Source organism: Bacillus sp. EKM206B (assembly GCF_011066015.1).
Taxonomy (GTDB): Bacteria; Bacillota; Bacilli; order Bacillales; family Bacillaceae; genus Bacillus; species Bacillus velezensis.
Genome location: NZ_JAAMNL010000001.1, coordinates 202,460 through 218,217, shown reverse-complemented (window position 1 = coordinate 218,217; position 15,758 = coordinate 202,460). Strand labels below are relative to the sequence as shown.

The 15,758-nt window shown below is 46.6% G+C and carries 18 protein-coding genes; 5 read left to right on the top strand and 13 right to left on the bottom strand.

The annotated features are described in order from the left end of the window. Positions 1-2: 2 nt before the first annotated feature. From G9F50_RS01030 to G9F50_RS01015, 4 genes are all read right to left on the bottom strand, one after another. Positions 3-1,004, bottom strand: a complete 1,002-nt coding sequence (locus G9F50_RS01030) for an LLM class flavin-dependent oxidoreductase (RefSeq protein WP_060562387.1) — start codon at positions 1,002-1,004, stop codon at positions 3-5. A gap of 161 nt (positions 1,005-1,165) precedes the next feature. Beyond that, on the bottom strand, positions 1,166-1,915 hold the full coding sequence (gene nfsA / locus G9F50_RS01025) for an oxygen-insensitive NADPH nitroreductase (protein WP_007407708.1): 750 nt from the start codon (positions 1,913-1,915) through the stop codon (positions 1,166-1,168). Between the two features lie 102 nt (positions 1,916-2,017). Next, entirely contained in the window at positions 2,018-3,205 is a 1,188-nt protein-coding gene (locus tag G9F50_RS01020; protein WP_060562386.1) for an FtsW/RodA/SpoVE family cell cycle protein, read from the bottom strand. A 201-nt stretch (positions 3,206-3,406) separates the two neighbouring features. Next, a complete protein-coding gene (locus tag G9F50_RS01015; protein WP_060562385.1) occupies positions 3,407-3,865 on the bottom strand; it encodes a GNAT family N-acetyltransferase in 459 nt (152 codons plus the stop codon). Positions 3,866-4,157: 292 nt separating this feature from the next. Between G9F50_RS01015 and ywcE the strand changes: the two genes are divergently transcribed. Next, a complete protein-coding gene (ywcE, locus tag G9F50_RS01010; RefSeq protein ID WP_003150937.1) occupies positions 4,158-4,418 on the top strand; it encodes a spore morphogenesis/germination protein YwcE in 261 nt (86 codons plus the stop codon). A 43-nt stretch (positions 4,419-4,461) separates the two neighbouring features. Here the strand turns inward: ywcE and qoxD are convergent, their stop codons facing one another. Genes qoxD through qoxA form a run of 4 tightly spaced genes read right to left on the bottom strand, consistent with a single transcriptional unit; the run spans position 4,462 to position 8,403 of the window. Continuing rightward, entirely contained in the window at positions 4,462-4,830 is a 369-nt protein-coding gene (gene qoxD / locus G9F50_RS01005) for a cytochrome aa3 quinol oxidase subunit IV (protein ID WP_007407711.1), read from the bottom strand. Between the two features lies 1 nt (position 4,831). Continuing rightward, positions 4,832-5,446: a cytochrome aa3 quinol oxidase subunit III gene (gene qoxC, locus G9F50_RS01000; protein ID WP_003150930.1), complete on the bottom strand. Its 615-nt coding sequence runs from the start codon at positions 5,444-5,446 to the stop codon at positions 4,832-4,834. A gap of 14 nt (positions 5,447-5,460) precedes the next feature. Further along, on the bottom strand, positions 5,461-7,410 hold the full coding sequence (gene qoxB, locus G9F50_RS00995) for a cytochrome aa3 quinol oxidase subunit I (protein ID WP_014419186.1): 1,950 nt from the start codon (positions 7,408-7,410) through the stop codon (positions 5,461-5,463). A 27-nt stretch (positions 7,411-7,437) separates the two neighbouring features. Next, the gene (qoxA, locus tag G9F50_RS00990; protein WP_012118744.1) at positions 7,438-8,403 is read right to left on the bottom strand and encodes a cytochrome aa3 quinol oxidase subunit II; all 966 of its coding nucleotides are present in this window, start codon (positions 8,401-8,403) and stop codon (positions 7,438-7,440) included. A gap of 503 nt (positions 8,404-8,906) precedes the next feature. Here qoxA and G9F50_RS00985 point away from each other — a divergent pair. Beyond that, positions 8,907-9,152, top strand: coding sequence for a GlsB/YeaQ/YmgE family stress response membrane protein (locus G9F50_RS00985; protein WP_060562384.1), 246 nt, complete (start codon positions 8,907-8,909; stop codon positions 9,150-9,152). 16 nt (positions 9,153-9,168) lie between these two features. Here G9F50_RS00985 and galT read toward each other — a convergent pair whose 3' ends face one another. The 4 genes from galT to G9F50_RS00965 form a co-directional block, all read right to left on the bottom strand. Next, positions 9,169-10,710 carry a UDP-glucose--hexose-1-phosphate uridylyltransferase gene (gene galT / locus G9F50_RS00980; protein ID WP_060562383.1) on the bottom strand — a complete coding sequence of 514 codons (1,542 nt, stop codon included), beginning with the start codon at positions 10,708-10,710 and terminating at the stop codon, positions 9,169-9,171. Then, positions 10,700-11,884 carry a galactokinase gene (locus G9F50_RS00975; protein WP_060562382.1) on the bottom strand — a complete coding sequence of 395 codons (1,185 nt, stop codon included), beginning with the start codon at positions 11,882-11,884 and terminating at the stop codon, positions 10,700-10,702. The genes galT and G9F50_RS00975 overlap by 11 nt, the downstream gene beginning before the upstream one ends. Positions 11,885-11,935: 51 nt before the next feature. Next, positions 11,936-12,322 (bottom strand): GtrA family protein, encoded by a 387-nt coding sequence (locus G9F50_RS00970; RefSeq protein WP_032869853.1) that lies wholly within the window; start codon positions 12,320-12,322, stop codon positions 11,936-11,938. Between the two features lie 79 nt (positions 12,323-12,401). Next, positions 12,402-13,025 carry a TetR/AcrR family transcriptional regulator gene (locus G9F50_RS00965; RefSeq protein WP_007614590.1) on the bottom strand — a complete coding sequence of 208 codons (624 nt, stop codon included), beginning with the start codon at positions 13,023-13,025 and terminating at the stop codon, positions 12,402-12,404. A gap of 335 nt (positions 13,026-13,360) precedes the next feature. Here G9F50_RS00965 and G9F50_RS00960 point away from each other — a divergent pair, with 335 nt between their 5' ends. The 3 genes from G9F50_RS00960 to G9F50_RS00950 all read left to right on the top strand — a co-directional run bounded on the left by G9F50_RS00960 (position 13,361) and on the right by G9F50_RS00950 (position 15,093). After that, positions 13,361-13,522, top strand: coding sequence for an anti-repressor SinI family protein (locus tag G9F50_RS00960; protein ID WP_003150917.1), 162 nt, complete (start codon positions 13,361-13,363; stop codon positions 13,520-13,522). Between the two features lie 216 nt (positions 13,523-13,738). Next, positions 13,739-14,419, top strand: a complete 681-nt coding sequence (locus G9F50_RS00955) for a class I SAM-dependent methyltransferase (RefSeq protein ID WP_060562381.1) — start codon at positions 13,739-13,741, stop codon at positions 14,417-14,419. Continuing rightward, positions 14,419-15,093: a glycosyltransferase family protein gene (locus G9F50_RS00950; RefSeq protein ID WP_020958014.1), complete on the top strand. Its 675-nt coding sequence runs from the start codon at positions 14,419-14,421 to the stop codon at positions 15,091-15,093. Before G9F50_RS00955 ends, G9F50_RS00950 begins: the two co-directional genes overlap by 1 nt. A 20-nt stretch (positions 15,094-15,113) precedes the next feature. On the opposite strand, the gene G9F50_RS00945 is transcribed toward G9F50_RS00950, so the two are convergent. Beyond that, entirely contained in the window at positions 15,114-15,716 is a 603-nt protein-coding gene (locus G9F50_RS00945) for a DsbA family oxidoreductase (RefSeq protein ID WP_060562380.1), read from the bottom strand. Positions 15,717-15,758 lie beyond the last annotated feature (42 nt).

Genomic DNA, 15,758 nt, shown 5'->3' with positions numbered 1-15,758 from the left:
GATCATTCGGCAAAAACTTCACGAAGCAGCCGGTATGACTGAAGTTTATCTTCAAAGTGATGAGTAATGGTCACAGCCATTACTTCTTCCGTTCCGTATGCTTTACTGAGAGCCAGAATCTGTTCTTTCACCTGCGGCTTCGTTCCGATGATCATTCGATTCCGATTATCGGCAATTCGTCTTTGTTCATACGGTGTATACGTATTTCCGAGGACGGTTTCGTAAGACGGTACGCCGTGAAGCGGAATCCCCTGTTCACCCGCAAGCAGCGTATAATCCATGACGGCCGCGAGTTCCTCCGCTTTCTCCTCCGTGTCCGCGCACAGCACAAACACAGCCACGGCCGTTTTTGGTTCTTTTCCTAATGCGGAAGGTTTAAATCTGCGCTTATATTGTGCTGTCGTGCTTTCTCCGCCTTCTCCATTAATAAAGTGAGCAAACATATAGCCTGCTCCCATTTCTGCGCTCAGAAGCGCGCTTTCCCCCGAAGAACCGAGAAGCCAGACTTCCGGCGCCGTCTTAATAAGGGGTGATGCGGTCAGATTCGGAAAACGGTGATTGTCGTCGGCTGCATCATGCAAATACATCGCCAGCTCACGAAGCTGCTGCGGATATTGATCAGCGTTACGCTTCCCGCCGTCATTCAGCGCCCATGATGCGATCGGCATTCCGCCCGGCGCTCTCCCTAATCCGAGATCGATTCTGCCCGGCGTCAACCCTTCAAGCACGCGGAAATTCTCCGCCACCTTATATGCGCTGTAATGCGGAAGCATGACACCGCCCGAGCCTACACGAATCTCATTCGTTTTCGCCGCAATATGGCTGATCAGCACTTCAGGGCTTGAACCCGCCAACCGCTCTGAAAAATGATGCTCCGACACCCAAAACCTCTTATATCCGAGCTTTTCCGCCTCCTGCGCCAGTCTTACTGTATTCCCCAGAGCACTTTCCGCGGAACTCCCTTCTGATACAGGAGATTGATCTAATATGCTTAATGAAATCATCACTGTCACCTCATCAACATCGTACCACTGCTAAGCCGTTTTTTCTTTCTGTATGCTTATAAGCATCCCTGATGATAAACATTTATATACCTTGTTCCATTTTGTCGAAATATGTTACACGTGAAACATAAAAACCTCTCCCGGTCAGGAGAGGTTTTTTCTTAATTCTTTTGAAAACCTTTATCTTTTACATATTGATTTAAATAGGTTCTCGGTTTTTGTTTCATGAACTGCAGGATTTGATCAGACCACGTTTCAACCCGCTTGCCGTTTGTCCGTTTATCATAATAAGCGGAAATGGTTTCATCATATTCCTTCATATAACTGCGGAAGTGTTCTTCATTCGTATCGTACGTGTTTTCATGATATACGGCTTGTTTCGGCAGGCGCGGCTTTTGACCGGACGGATGAGCGGGATGACCGACTACCAAGCCGAACAGCGGCAGCACATGGTCAGGTGTACCAAGCACTTCCGTCACCTGATCAAGTTCATTTCGAATGCCTCCGATATAACAAATGCCAAGTCCCATTGATTCCGCGGCAACACTTACGTTTTGTGCGGCAAGTGCGGCATCAATGACGCTGACCATAAACATTTCCGTATTCTCAAGAAGCTCGGTAATGTTTTCGCCTTTTTCCTCAGCAAGTTTTTTATGGCGGTACAAATCAGCGCAAAACACAAACAAGTGCCCGTTATTTTCGACGTAAGGCTGGTTTCCGGCCAGTGCCGCCAGCTTCCGCTTTTTCTCCTTATCAGTTACGCCGATGATGGAGTAAGCCTGCACGTAACTGGACGTTGACGCCGCCTGGGCGCTTTTCACTAATGTATCTATCTCTTCTGCTGTCAGAAGCTCGTCAGTAAATGATCGGATCGACCGATGATTAAGTATGGTTTCGATGGTATTGTTCATATAAAAGCCTCCTTCTCTCTATATCATATCCGAAAGGGAATCATGTCAAAAGCGAAATGCTCTAAACAAAAAAAGACAGCCCGAAAAACGAGCCGTCTCACATTAAGAATTAAACAAGTAGCTTTTATATTTCGTCAGCTGCACACTTGCGTTATATACGATCCCGAAGCTGATTAATGTAGAAAGCACCGAGCTCCCCCCATAGCTGACAAACAGCAGCGGAATACCGGTAACCGGCATAATGCCGATATTCATCCCGATGTTCTGGAAGGTGTGAATCACGATAAGTGCAGTAAATCCTACGCAAAAAAACGCGCCAAATCGGTTAAACGCATGCAAGCGGTCAATCAGCACCACAAGCCTGTAAATTAAAAAGAAAAACATGACGACTGCAATGGCGCAGCCTAAAAATCCAAAACTTTCACCCAAAATCGCAAAGATAAAGTCGGTCTGTCCCTCAGGTACGTACACCTTCAGATTATGAACGCCGTTTCCGGTAATGCCGCCCGATCCGATCGCCATAACGGCCTGATCCACCTGCCAGCTTTTATCGCTCTCTGCCTGAGTCGTTGCCGCACTGGAGTCAGACATCCACGATGTAATCCGGTTAATTTGATAATCCGCAATGCCGATTGAATTCGCCACATGGGGAAATTCAATCACGAGAACTAAGAAAAGGCCAAGCACAAGTGCTGCCGAACCGCCGATGATGGTGATCAGCTTCCAGTTTACACCCGACATAAACACCATCACCATAACGATAAACAGACAGATCGCACCCGTTCCGGCATCCTGCAAAACGATCATCCCGATCGGAATAACCGTCCATGCCGCAATTTTCAAAAGCAGATTCACATCTTCCCTAAGTGACCTTTGATCCTTCGGGCCCGCCTTCGATATAATGGACGCGACCATCATCATAATTCCTATTTTCGTAAACTCAGAGGGCTGGAGGGTAAAGCTGCCGATTTTAAACCAGCTCTTCGCTCCGTTTTTAATCGGCGCGATGGATTCCGGCGCCACACGTAAAAGGAGCAGCGACAGCACGCCGGCAATTAACACGTACAGACTCAGTTTTTCAAGCTGCTCTAAATCAAAATACATGATACTGACCATGAGACCGGCTCCGATGACATAAAAGACGATCTGTCTCATCCAGGCACTGCCTCCGTACTGCCCGAACTGTCCGGCCGCATAAATCGCGGCAACACTAATTATTAAAAACACACCAAATATAAAAATCAAATCCCCCTGATAATAGGGATTTTGCTGTTTCTTATATCGACTCATTCTATCCCGCCTTACATTTTCATCGGAAGTCACTATTGTTTATTATACATGAACACCGTTCAAGAAAACATGTTGAGGTTGCTTCCTTTTTATTTTTTACGGTTTGGGGACTACACGACATATGACGTGTCAGAAAAGGAAATGTTTCGGTCATGATGAAACTTTTCCGATAAAAAACCCCTTCTCGTCAGAAAAGGGGTTTCAGCTTATGTTTAACGTCATAAACAAGCTGTTCGGGTCCTCTTTATAATGTGCAAACGGATCACAATATTGAAACCCGGCTTTTTCATACAGGCGTCTGGCGGGGAGAAAAGCCTCCATAGAACCGGTTTCCAAGCTGATCCGCTGATAGCCCCGCCGCTTTGCTTCTTCAAGCATATGGCGGAGGATCCGGTTGGCAACGCCTTTTCTGACATGATGCGGAGAGGTTTTCATTGATTTGATCTCACCGTGCCGGCTGTTTAGCTCCTTTAAGGCACCGCAGCCGAGCAGGATGCCGTTTTCCCTCGCACTCCAAAACGTAACGTCAGGCTGACGCAGCCGGTCCGCATTGAGCGCATGTATACTTTCCGGAGGAGAATGCATGGTCATGCTCTTCAGATGATCCTGCAAAAGCGCAAAGACATCCGGCGCTGTGACATCTTCTTTCCTTACGTCCACTTCAAACCACCCTTGCTGTGCATATTTTCTTTGACCATAGCAAAGGTTCACAGCCTGCGCCATTCCATTGTCCGGAAATGTGACAGGGTATTTGGCCTTTCCGGTTTCTTGTACCTATCCAAAAATGAGGCAATAGTTGCAATACATTTCTCGAAAAAGCGGTATCAAAAATTGGAAAACATGGTATAATAATTGTAACAAAATGTTCAAAAAACGACCACAAAACAGACACATTTTATTCTCTGTATTTCATTTTGGAAACGCTCCCATAAAATGAAAGGAGACATGTAAGATGGACATGTTTTTTGCTTATTTACTGGTCGCAAGCGCAACACCCCTCTTTATCTGGCTGGATAACAAAAAAGTCGCTCTTTCGGCCATACCGCCTATTATTCTCATGTGGGTTTTCTTCTACTTTTACGCAACCAGCAGCCTATCCCCTCTCGGCCACACACTTATGATCATCCTGTTTGCCGTCAACGTCATCGTTGCCCATATCGCCGCCTTTATCATTTACGGCCTTCCGCGCCTGCGCCGGAGAAGAAGCCAATAAAGGCACAAAAAACCCTCTTCGCCTGAACGAAGAGGGTTTCTTTTTATTCCTGATGTTCGGAATGATGCTTCGCACCGCCAGGAGGGTTTCCATCCATATGGTCACCGTGATGGTAGTGCGCCGCAAAGATCCAGATGGAACCAAGGATGATAACAATCGCTCCGAAAAATCCGAAGAGCGTGTTTCCGACTTGAATTCCGCCGTTTTCGCTTTCTGTCATGTGCATGAACATGAGAAGCTGAAGACCGGCTTGGATAAATGCGAATCCGAAAATGATCCAGAGTTTTGCTGATGGGCTTAATTCCGTATATACTGCAACCCAAAGGGCCAGCAGGGTCAGAATAATAGACAACGCAAAACCTACGATATGCTTCCACGGAAAGTGGCTGTGTTCAGCAGATTTGTTTGCCATATTATAGTCCCCCCAATCCGATGAGATAGACGCCTGTAAAGATGAAGATCCAAACAACGTCTAAGAAGTGCCAGTATAAACTTGAGATAAAGATTTTTGAAGACGTCTGCGGCGTTAATCCGCGTTTCTTCAATTGCAGTAAGATGCCGGCAATCCAGAAGATACCGATCGTTACGTGCGTTCCGTGCGTTCCCAGAAGGACGAAGAATCCAGACCAGAAAGCACTTGTACCGAGAGATGCTCCTTCATGTACATAGTGGATGAACTCGTTAAGCTCACATCCGACGAAGCCCGCGCCAAGAAGAAGCGTAATGATCGTCCAAATGACGACGCCTTTTAAACTTCCGCGACGCATTTCATGAACAGCGATCCCGCAGGTGAAACTGCTGATCAGAAGCAGGAATGTCATGATCATGACAAGCTTCACTTCAAATAATTCAGCCGGTAAGACTCCTCCTGCTGTTCTTCTTTGAAGAACGAAGAAGGTTGCAAATAGTGTTGAGAACAACACAATCTCTGCCCCTAAAAAGATCCAAAACCCGAGAATATTGAGTCTGCCGGTTTCAGATTGATATTCCATAGGCGCGTTAGAATTGCCGTGTTCTGCATGTTCCATAAATCACGCCTCCTTTATTCGGAAATCTTTCTTTCCGTCTCTTTTATTTCTTCAACAGGTATATAGTAGCCATTGTCATATTCAAATGAACGAAGCACCATGCAAAGCAGAATGCCGATCAAGCCGACAATGCCCATCCAGAACCATTCAAATACAAGTCCGAAGCCTGCAATACCGAACGCCACTGACATAATAAGCGGTCTTCCGGAGTTGTGCGGCATATGGATTTTCTTGAACTTGCTTTCCGGATGAATATCCGTTTTGTCTTCTTTCAATTGCAGGTACGCATCTTGAGATTTCACTTCAGGAAGCACTGCAAAGTTGTAATGCGGCGGAATCGCAGATGAAGTCGCCCACTCAAGCGTACGTCCCACGCCCCATGAATCTCCGCTGATCTCGCGAGTAGAGTAGCGGAAGCTGTAGTAGATGTTGTAGCAAAGGATTAAGAATCCGACACCCATCATGAAGGCTCCGACAGTTGAAATAAAGTTCAATGCAGTCCATCCGTCATTCGGTCCGTAAGTGTAAATACGGCGAGGCATACCTTGCAGCCCCAAGAAGTATTGAGGGAAGAAACATACATTAAATCCGATCATAAAGATCCAGAAGAACCATTTTCCGATTCTTTCGTTCAGCTTGTGGCCGAACATTTTCGGATACCAGAAAATAAAACCTGCGAAACATGCAAATACCGTACCCGCGATCAGCACATAGTGGAAGTGAGATACGAGGAAGTACGTATTATGGTATTGATAATCCGCTGCAGCCATCGCAAGCATAACCCCTGTTACCCCGCCGATAACGAAGTTCGGGATGAACGCAAGCGCCCACAGCATCGGTGTTGTAAAACTGATTCGGCCTTTATACATCGTAAAGAGCCAGTTAAAGATTTTAACCCCGGTCGGAACCGAAATCGCCATCGTTGTAATCGAGAAGAAAGAGTTAACAGACGCACTGTTCCCCATTGTGAAGAAGTGGTGAGTCCATACAAGGAAACTCAGGACGGAAATGGCGATAATTGAGCCGACCATCGCTTTGTAACCGAATAACTGCTTTCTTGCAAACGCTGAAATAATTTCAGAGAAAATACCGAATGCCGGTAAGATAACGATATATACTTCAGGGTGTCCCCAAATCCAGAACAAGTTAGCCCAAAGCATCGGCATACCGCCGGCTTCCAGCGTGAAAAAGTGAGCGCCGAACAAACGGTCAAATGATAACAGCGCCAATGCCACTGTCAAAACAGGGAAGGCGAATACGATAATAACCATTGTAATCAGCGTCGTCCATGTGAACATCGGCATACGCATCAGCGTCATGCCTTTCGTACGCATTTTCAGGATCGTCACCATAAAGTTGATACCCGTCATCAGCGTACCGATACCGGCAATCTGAAGACCGAGCAGGTAGAAGTTCTCACCAGGCCCGGGACTCATGTCGTTGCTTGCCAGCGGCATGTAACTCGTCCAGCCTGCGTTCGGAGAACCTCCGATAACGAAAGAAATATTGAAAAGCATCGCACCTACGAAGAACGTCCAGAAACTCAGGTTGTTCAAGTAAGGGAATGCTACGTCGCGCGCACCGATCTGCAAAGGTACGACAACGTTGATCAGACCGATTAAAAACGGCATCGCCATGAAGATAATCATGATCGTACCGTGAGTCGTAAAGATCTCATTATAGTGGTTTGAGTCTAAAAAACTGTTATTAGGAAGCGCTAACTGGGCGCGCATCATCAAGCCGTCGACCCCGCCGCGGAACAGCATGATAACAGCAGAGATAATGTACATGATTCCAAGTTTCTTATGGTCTACAGACGTAAGCCATTCAGACCAGAGCCACTTCCACTTTTTGAAGTATGTGAGTACAACGATGATAGCGATAGTGGAAAGCGCAATGGAAACTTGTGCGCCCAGAATTAATGGGTCACCTGTTACAAAAAATTCATCCCATCTCAATTTCATTCGGGCTTCCTCCTTTCTTGTTCAATTTCAATCTTGTTTATCGTCGGATACTTTAAATTCGTTTTTCTTTACATTTTCCCACGGATCTGTTTTAGAGTGCGGTGATACGGCTTTGTAGCCAAGGCGTTTGCGCGCCTCCATCGCATATTCGGCATCTTGGCCGTGGTCAACGTATTTTAAGTGTGTAGAAGAGAACGTTAATTTTCCGACATTCTCCGGAAGCATCAGTTCGTCATACTTCTCTTTCGTCAGCTTTGGAGAATCGCTTTGGGCTTTTTTCACCCAGCTGTTAAAGTCTTTTTGCGTAACAGCTTTTACGTTGAATTTCTGGTCGGCAAAGTGTTCGCCGGTGAAGTTCGCGTTGCGGCCTTCATATGTTCCCACTTTGTCAGCCTGTAAGTATTGATCCATCAGCATTCCCGCCATCGCGTATTTTTGTCCCCCAAGCTGAGGAATCCATAGCGATGCCATTGAATCGGCTGAAGAAATTTTAAATAAAACCGGACGGTCTACAGGAATGTTCAGGTAGTTAACCGTCTCAATATCCTGCTCTGGGTAGCTGAATACCCATTTCCAGTCTACCGAAGTAGCATAAACAACAAGAGGCTCTTTATCCTTTGTCGCTTCAGGCGCTTTTTCTAACGAATATATCGTCTGTACGGTAGGCACAGAAAGTGCAATAACAATTAAAATTGGGATCACTGTCCAGACTACTTCTAAGAACGTGTTGCCGTGCATCTCGGGCTTGTAATTTCCGCTGTCTTTGCCTTTGCGGTCGCGGTATTTCACTAAAATGATTGTAAATAGTACGAATACGACGCCGACAATGAACAGCATAAATCCGATTGACAAGAGAATCAGATCTTTCTGCTGGTCTGCTACAGGTCCTTTCGGATCTAAAACGGAAATGTCGCTGCATCCGCCCAGTACGAAAACAACAGCCAACATCGCTAATAAAAGTAACGGTTTAAATGCTCTGAACAAGAAGATCACCATCCTTCCTATTGATGTAGTGAATCTGAAATGTACTTTCTCAAAATCTTTTCTCTATCTACCTTGTTATGCTATCAAAATCTGCCCTTATTAGCTTTATTTTTTTCTAAAGTTCATCTTTTTTTCGACCTAATGTCACAAAATCGTCAAAAAATGCATGAACTTTTTCCACTTGCGCAAATCAAACATAAAAAGTTTTAGATCATTTAGCATATATAGAGAAAAAAGATAGTGAGAACGAATAATACCAAATAAAGGTTTACCATAATAAAAATCGCTGGTCAACAAAAAGTTTCATTTTGTTAAACATTCTACAAAAGAAATATTTTTTCCTTTGCTCACACCTTTTCACACGGTTTCCATTTTAACGCAACGCATTGTGAAAAAAAAGACCGGAACGCGCCTTGAGTATGTTCATTATAAAAAACGCATTCATATGTTTAATATGGACAAAACGAAGGAAACATATAGGCATAAATAATAAAAAATAGGAAGTGATATTTATGAGTTTTATCGTATCTCTGATTGTCGCTATTATTATCGGCTGGATCGGAAGTTTATTTGTAAAAGGCAGTATGCCCGGGGGAATCATCGGGTCAATGATCGCCGGTCTGATCGGCGCATGGATCGGGCACGGACTGCTCGGCATATGGGGTCCTCACCTTGCCGGCTTTGCCATCATTCCGGCAATCATCGGAGCTGCGATCGTGGTATTCTTATTCAGCCTGATCGCCAGAAGCAGAGGATAAAAAAAAGCCTCGTCCCTTATGGGATGAGGCTTTTTTCCGGTAGAGCGCCCAAATGGCGGATAAACCGCCGGAAAGCCGCTCTGCCTTCTTCTGTCTGTTTAAAGACACCGGCATGCTCCAGTATCCGCGCAAAGGCATGGCCGATTTCCTCTTTCAGAATCTGTTCCGCGTTTTCTTTCGTTACCTTCCGCTTATGCAGCACACTGAGCGCCCAATCTTTATGCTTTGCCGCAGAAGGGTCTGCCGTTAAGACCGCTTCCGGGTCCGGTGAGCACAGCGCTTCAGCCGTGTATTTCATTTCTTGTTCAAGGCGGCCCGGCAGAATCGCAAGCCCCATTACCTCAATCAGTCCGATATTTTCTTTTTTCAGGTGATGAACTTCCTGATGGGGATGAAAAATTCCCAGGGGATGCTCATCAGAGGTGCGGTTATTTCTGAGGACGAGATCTAATTCGAATAAACCGTTTCTCCGCCGGGCAATCGGCGTAATTGTATTGTGCGGTGTTTCTCCTGAAAAGGCGAGGAGATCAGCCGCTTCATCGGAATAACCGCGCCACGCCCGCAGGATGGCATCCGCCGCGCCGGAAAGCTCAGACGCGCTCCCGCTTTGCAGGCGGATGACCGACATCGGCCACTTCACAATTCCCAACACCGTTTTCGGATAGTCAGGCAGCCTGTACCGGCTTTCTGTCTCCGCCCGCGCCATCGGGAATTCATAATTGCCCCCCTGAAAATGGTCGTGGCTTAAAATACTGCCGCCGACAATCGGCAGGTCAGCATTGGAACCCAGAAAATAATGAGGATACTGGCTGACGAATGACAGCAGCCGGTCAAACGTTTTTTTGCTGATCTTCATCGGTTCGTGCCGGTCTTTCAAAACGATGCAATGCTCCCGGTAATACACATACGGAGAAAATTGCAGAAACCACTGCTCATCGCCGAGAATTACCGGAATGACACGAAGGTTTTGACGCGCCGGGTGATCCGGTCTCCCCTCGTACCCGACATTTTCTTTACAAAGAACACATCTCGGATAATCGGATTGAGGCTGCTCTTTGGCAGCGGCAATTGCTTTCGGATCTTTTTCCGGTTTTGAAAGGTTGATCGTGATGTCCAGCTTTCCGTAAGCCGTCTCAGCCGTCCACCCGACATTCCGCTGTATTCTGTCCGAACGGATATAATACATATCCTCTGAAAATCGGTAAAACGCCTTTGTCGCCTGCTCCGGCCCGTGCACCGCCTTTGTTTCTTCAAAACGACGGACAATCTCGGACGGCTGCGGGGCAAAGCAGCCCATGATCTTCGCGCTCAGCAGGTCGCGATAGGTGTCTGTATCGGCTGCAATCCGGCCCGTTTCTGCCGCCCATTCATAAATCGGGGACAATATGTCCGGCAATGATGCCCCCGATTCATTTTCTTTCTGTTCTGAAACCTCCGGATGGGTGATATGCAAAGCTTCATATAAACGGTTTCTTGTATATTCAATATCAAGATAGGAAATCAGCTCTTTTTGCAATCCGTACTGGATTAAACGTTCTACGTGCCGCTCAATTGCCATCGTCATCCCCCTTTAGTTCTCTCGCTCCGGCTCCGACATCCGCCGTGTAAAAGTCAGCTTTTCTCCCTGTCTTCTCCTCATGGCGGGCCCCTGCCGTTTCAATAAAATCCGAAACCGCATCGTCCTTGACGATACTGACTGTACAGCCGCCGAAACCGGCTCCCGTCATCCTTGATCCGATCACCCCGCCGTGGCGCCAGGCCGCTTCAGCCAGTGTATCCAGCTCATGACTCGTCACCTCGTAGTCATCGCGTAAAGAGAGATGCGAATCCCTCATTAATTCACCGATATGATGAAGCTGATTGTTACTGAACATGTCGGCGGCCTCTATTGTGCGGTGATTTTCATAGACGGCGTGTTTCGCCCGGCGTCTGTTCACTTCATTCTGAATCAGCTCCGCATGGGCGTCAAAAGCGGAAGGGGTCAGCTCTCCCAGTGATTGAACGGAAAGATGCTTCTGAAGATCACAAAGCGCTTCCCCGCACTCCTTGAGCCTCGTGTTATAGCCTGAGTCTGCAAGCGTTCGTTTTTTATTGGTATTTGCAATAACGATCGACAGCCCCGACAGCCCGAGTTTTGTATATTCAAAGCTGAGCGTCCCGCAATTCAGCAGAATCGCATGATGTTTCTTTCCCATTCCGATGGCGAATTGATCCATCATTCCGCAGCTGACGCCGATAAAGGAATTTTCCGCCGACTGAGCGAGCTTCACCAAGTCGAGCATATCCGCCTCAAGCTCATGGCATTCCTTGAGAATGACCGCCGTAACAAGTTCAATGGAAGCCGAAGATGACAGCCCCGCGCCGTTCGGGATGTTTCCCCAGAACACAATATCGAAGCCGTGCGGAAGGGAAAAACCGCTGCCGAGACATTCCGCCATGACCCCTTTCGGATAGTTGGCCCACCCGTCCTCTTTTTGATAGCGGATATCATCGAGACTGCATTCCTTTATGCCCGCTTCCTTAAAATGATGAGAGTACATTCTGACGAGCCTGTCCTCTCTCTCCCGGACGGCTGCATATGTACCGATCGTCAGCGCGCACGGAAAGACGTGGCCCCCGTTATAATCCGTATGCTCTCCGATGAGATTCACTCTGCCGGGCGCAAAGAAAATGCGCAGGTCCTCCGATTCCCCGAATACATCAGCAAACGCTTTCTTTATTTTGTGCTTCATACGCATCCCCTTTCACCATTACACTTTCCCCCGGGGCGCGGAAAGAAACCGTTATGACACGCCCTCTTCTTTCGCTTTTCTGAAGACAATCCACTTGCTGGCCGCATAGTTGACGACTACGATAATGACGTTATCGGCGATTTTCGCCAACGTTTCGTTCATATGAAATTGACTGACCAGAAGAATCATCATGGCGAGATCGATGGCTAGAGACAATACCCGCACGCTGAAAAAGGCCGTCAATTCTTTCATCAGACTCCGCATCCCCGCGGTCTTTTGCTGAAATACATACAGTTTATTCGTGACATATGCAAATAGAACGGACAGAACCCAAGCAGCGACAGTCGCCGCCTTGTAATCCATCTCAAATGCCGACGTCAGAAAGTAAAAACTGGCGATATTCACGATGGTCGTGAATATCCCCATAATGATATACATCATAATTTCTCTGTAGCGCATGGCAGTTCCTCGCTTTCTGAAAGACTTTTCTAAACCTTTTGTCAAATCAAGAAGAACGTTACCCTGATTTTCTGCCGCTGACAAAAACATAGAGCGCGTCAAACATGCTGCGGAAAGTAACCGGCCTTCCCAGCACATTGGATTGCTTAATCATCCCGTCGATGAGCGCGCACATCATGTTAGCGGTATGCTCGGTATCTATATGGTCTTCTATTAAATTTCTCGATTTGAGCCAATTTATGTACATGGTGCTTTCTTCTATCCATAACTTATAAAGACGGATATAAGCTTCATATTCACTGACGACTTTGTAAGTAGGCATATGAACGGCAAAAGACACAACATTCCAGGCAGGCTTGCTGTTTACAAACCGCATCAGCAGGCTGGCCGCGCTTGCCGCAGCTTCACAAAGCGTCAACGGCCGCGCTGTTTGCTTTTCTAATTCGTCGAGATAGCCGGTGATGATCCTTTTTTTAATCTGACGCCTGTCTAATAAATGCTTCAGAAAATCTTCCTTGCTTTCAAAATGAACGTAAAACGCGCCTTTGCTGAAACCCGCCGCTTTACTGATGTCATCGATTGAGACTGAATCGTAAGCTCTTTCAATCAGGAGATGAAGGCCTGCGTCAATAAAACTTTCAAATGTTTCTTCTCTCTTAATTTGAAATTTGTTTTTTTTCATTTTTTACCCCAGCTGTTTGATCATTCACTTTATCTTACACCGAATCATTCTTTTGCGGTATTTTTTATGCAAAAAGAATATGCTAGTCGACGCTTTGAGGGTAAATGTTAATAGGTCATATGATTTATTTTTATTTGCATACTATCCAGTCAGTATTTATTTGTTTATTATTATACGTAAGAATTCTTGAAGGATTTTGGTTATTTCAGTCATTTTCTTAGGGAATAGGTAGGTGAATTCATCTTCAATTTGGGATTACCGGCCAACTATGTGTGATATTTGTTATACATTGGCTGCTGTAGCTGGGCAAATCAATTTTTCAATTGGAGGTTCTTATGAAAACTCATGTAATGAAAGATATAGATCAAGATTGGCAATTGTTAATTCAAGAGGCTAGAATCATGGGTTTGCACATTGACGATGTGAGGCGCTTCTTAAATACTGAAAAAGCGGTGAAGAAAAAAACACCAATGAAAAACACCATCCGCCAGCGGTAAGATTACAGGCGGATCCTTTTACTATATGACCTGCCACAGTCCGCCCGCACCCGAGTTTTCAAAGGAACAGCCGCAATAAGAGGGGAATCAGAGAACAAACCGTATACCGGACAACCATTCCCGTCCGCATTCCGCAATTGAACAGCCAAACATGGTGATATGAGATCCCCCCGCTGCATATCTTGTGTATATGCCCATTTATGAGGTGATACACAGATGGATACGAATCCCTATTATGATGAAAAACAACAGAACTACTACGAAGGCCTGAATCCTTATTTATTGAACAAAATAGACGAAAACTGGCGGACAGTGCTTGATGTCGGCTGCGGCACAGGCAATTTAGGAGCGGCGATCGAAGACCGCGGAATAACGGTTTACGGCATTGAAGCGTATCCCGAAGCCGCAAAAAAGGCGGAAAGCAAATTGAGCCACGTGCTTTGCGGCGACATTGAATCCGCCATTCTTCCGTACGAATCAGAACAATTCGACTGCATGCTGTTCGGAGACGTTCTTGAGCATCTTATCGACCCGTGGTCCGTGCTGAAAAAGCTTCGTCCTTATGTAAAAAAAGACGGCACGGTGCTTGCATGCATACCGAATGTCGGCCACATCTCAGTGGTGCTGGAGCTTTTAGCCGGCAAATGGACTTACAGTGACGCCGGATTAATGGATCAGACCCACCTGCGTTTTTTTACCCGTGAAGAGACGCTTTCATTATTTAAAGCCGCCGGTTATGAGGTGAAACGCATTGAGGCGATCCGCGTTGATCACCCCTCTTATCACAAAGCCATCGCATCATTGCACGAAGTATGCGTACAGCTTGGCATAAGGCATGACTTTATGGCAGAAGCATCGGCGTATCAATATGTGATTGAGGCCGAGAGGAGCATGTAATGGATTCACATTCATTTCTGTTTGTCGTCTGTGTGAATGACGAGCCGCTCTACTCCCGGTGCAAGAGCCATATCATGCAGCTTACCGTCCCCCCTTCATACTCCGTTGATATCATGCCGATATACGATTCAGCAAGCATGGCCTCGTCCTACAACAAAGCGCTGAGACACCCCTCCAAATATAAAATTTATCTGCATCAGGATACCTTTATCATTCATCAGCATTTCCTTCATGACATGCTTCATATCTTTCAATCTCATCAGGAGCTTGGCCTTCTCGGTGTCGCCGGCTGCAAAACCCTGCCGCCGAACGGCATTTGGTGGGAAAGCGGAGAGCGGATGGGAAAAGTGATTGAATACCGGGGGAATGCTTATCACCCGCTGGACTTTGAGCACGGCGATGAAGACGGCCTGTTTACGCCCGCTGACGCCATTGACGGCTTGTTAATGGCGGCTCAATATGACGTGGAGTGGCGGGAGGATTTGTTTCGCGGCTTTCATTTTTACGACACATCACAGTCGCTTGAATTTCAAAAACACGGCTATCAAGTCGGCGTCGCCTGCCAGAAAGACCCTTGGTGCCTTCATTTTTGCGGCGACTCATTTGACGCCGCGGCATATGAAGCGGACAGACAAACATTTGTCAAACACTATATGGCAAAGCCCTCTCGCTGATCGAGAGGGCTTTTTTCGGGTTAACGTTTATTCAGTTCCCGCTCAATGATTTGTTCAAAGGTTTCCTTTCCCGCCGCGCCAGGGATTCTCTCATCGCCGATGATAAACGTCGGCACTGCCGTAATGCCGGCTTCTTCATAAGCATGCCGGAGCGCTTCCTGCTGTACGTGTCTGTACGCTCTTGTCTCAAGCGCCTCTTTAAAGGCAGCGGCGTCAAGTCCGGCTTCTTCCGCAAGCTTTGTCAGCACGCCAACGTCACCGATATTTTGTTCTTCCTGAAAGAACGCCTGAAAAACGCGTGTATGGTATTCGCTTCCTTTCCCATGTTCCTTTGCGAAATGAAAGCCTTCAAATGCCAAATCCGTGTAAGGATGCGGTGACACGCGGGGGAACGTAATTTCAACGCCTAAAGACTGCGCCATCGGCTCAATGGAGTTTTTCCACATCTGCCGCTTGGCGGGATCATTCACCGGATCAAGTTTCGGCGAGGGGCTCGGACGCAATTCAAACGGCATCCATTCCACCTGTACGTCCTTGTCCTTGATTGCTTCTTCAAACGCCGCTTTGCCGACAAAGCAAAACGGACATACATAATCAGAATATACTTTAATCTGCAGTGTCATTGTAAGTCTCCTTTCCTTTTCATTTTAAGTTGTAACACATAT

What these genes read in the sequence shown, in the direction of transcription:
- G9F50_RS01030 (WP_060562387.1), bottom strand. Translation starts at nt 1,004, where the DNA reads ATGATTTCATTAAGCATATTAGATCAATCTCCTGTATCAGAAGGGAGT.
- nfsA (WP_007407708.1), bottom strand. Translation starts at nt 1,915, where the DNA reads ATGAACAATACCATCGAAACCATACTTAATCATCGGTCGATCCGATCA.
- G9F50_RS01020 (WP_060562386.1), bottom strand. Translation starts at nt 3,205, where the DNA reads ATGAGTCGATATAAGAAACAGCAAAATCCCTATTATCAGGGGGATTTG.
- ywcE (WP_003150937.1), top strand. Translation starts at nt 4,158, where the DNA reads ATGGACATGTTTTTTGCTTATTTACTGGTCGCAAGCGCAACACCCCTC.
- qoxD (WP_007407711.1), bottom strand. Translation starts at nt 4,830, where the DNA reads ATGGCAAACAAATCTGCTGAACACAGCCACTTTCCGTGGAAGCATATC.
- qoxC (WP_003150930.1), bottom strand. Translation starts at nt 5,446, where the DNA reads ATGGAACATGCAGAACACGGCAATTCTAACGCGCCTATGGAATATCAA.
- qoxB (WP_014419186.1), bottom strand. Translation starts at nt 7,410, where the DNA reads ATGAAATTGAGATGGGATGAATTTTTTGTAACAGGTGACCCATTAATT.
- G9F50_RS00985 (WP_060562384.1), top strand. Translation starts at nt 8,907, where the DNA reads ATGAGTTTTATCGTATCTCTGATTGTCGCTATTATTATCGGCTGGATC.
- galT (WP_060562383.1), bottom strand. Translation starts at nt 10,710, where the DNA reads ATGGCAATTGAGCGGCACGTAGAACGTTTAATCCAGTACGGATTGCAA.
- G9F50_RS00975 (WP_060562382.1), bottom strand. Translation starts at nt 11,884, where the DNA reads ATGAAGCACAAAATAAAGAAAGCGTTTGCTGATGTATTCGGGGAATCG.
- G9F50_RS00970 (WP_032869853.1), bottom strand. Translation starts at nt 12,322, where the DNA reads ATGTATATCATTATGGGGATATTCACGACCATCGTGAATATCGCCAGT.
- G9F50_RS00965 (WP_007614590.1), bottom strand. Translation starts at nt 13,025, where the DNA reads ATGAAAAAAAACAAATTTCAAATTAAGAGAGAAGAAACATTTGAAAGT.
- G9F50_RS00960 (WP_003150917.1), top strand. Translation starts at nt 13,361, where the DNA reads ATGAAAACTCATGTAATGAAAGATATAGATCAAGATTGGCAATTGTTA.
- G9F50_RS00955 (WP_060562381.1), top strand. Translation starts at nt 13,739, where the DNA reads ATGGATACGAATCCCTATTATGATGAAAAACAACAGAACTACTACGAA.
- G9F50_RS00950 (WP_020958014.1), top strand. Translation starts at nt 14,419, where the DNA reads ATGGATTCACATTCATTTCTGTTTGTCGTCTGTGTGAATGACGAGCCG.
- G9F50_RS00945 (WP_060562380.1), bottom strand. Translation starts at nt 15,716, where the DNA reads ATGACACTGCAGATTAAAGTATATTCTGATTATGTATGTCCGTTTTGC.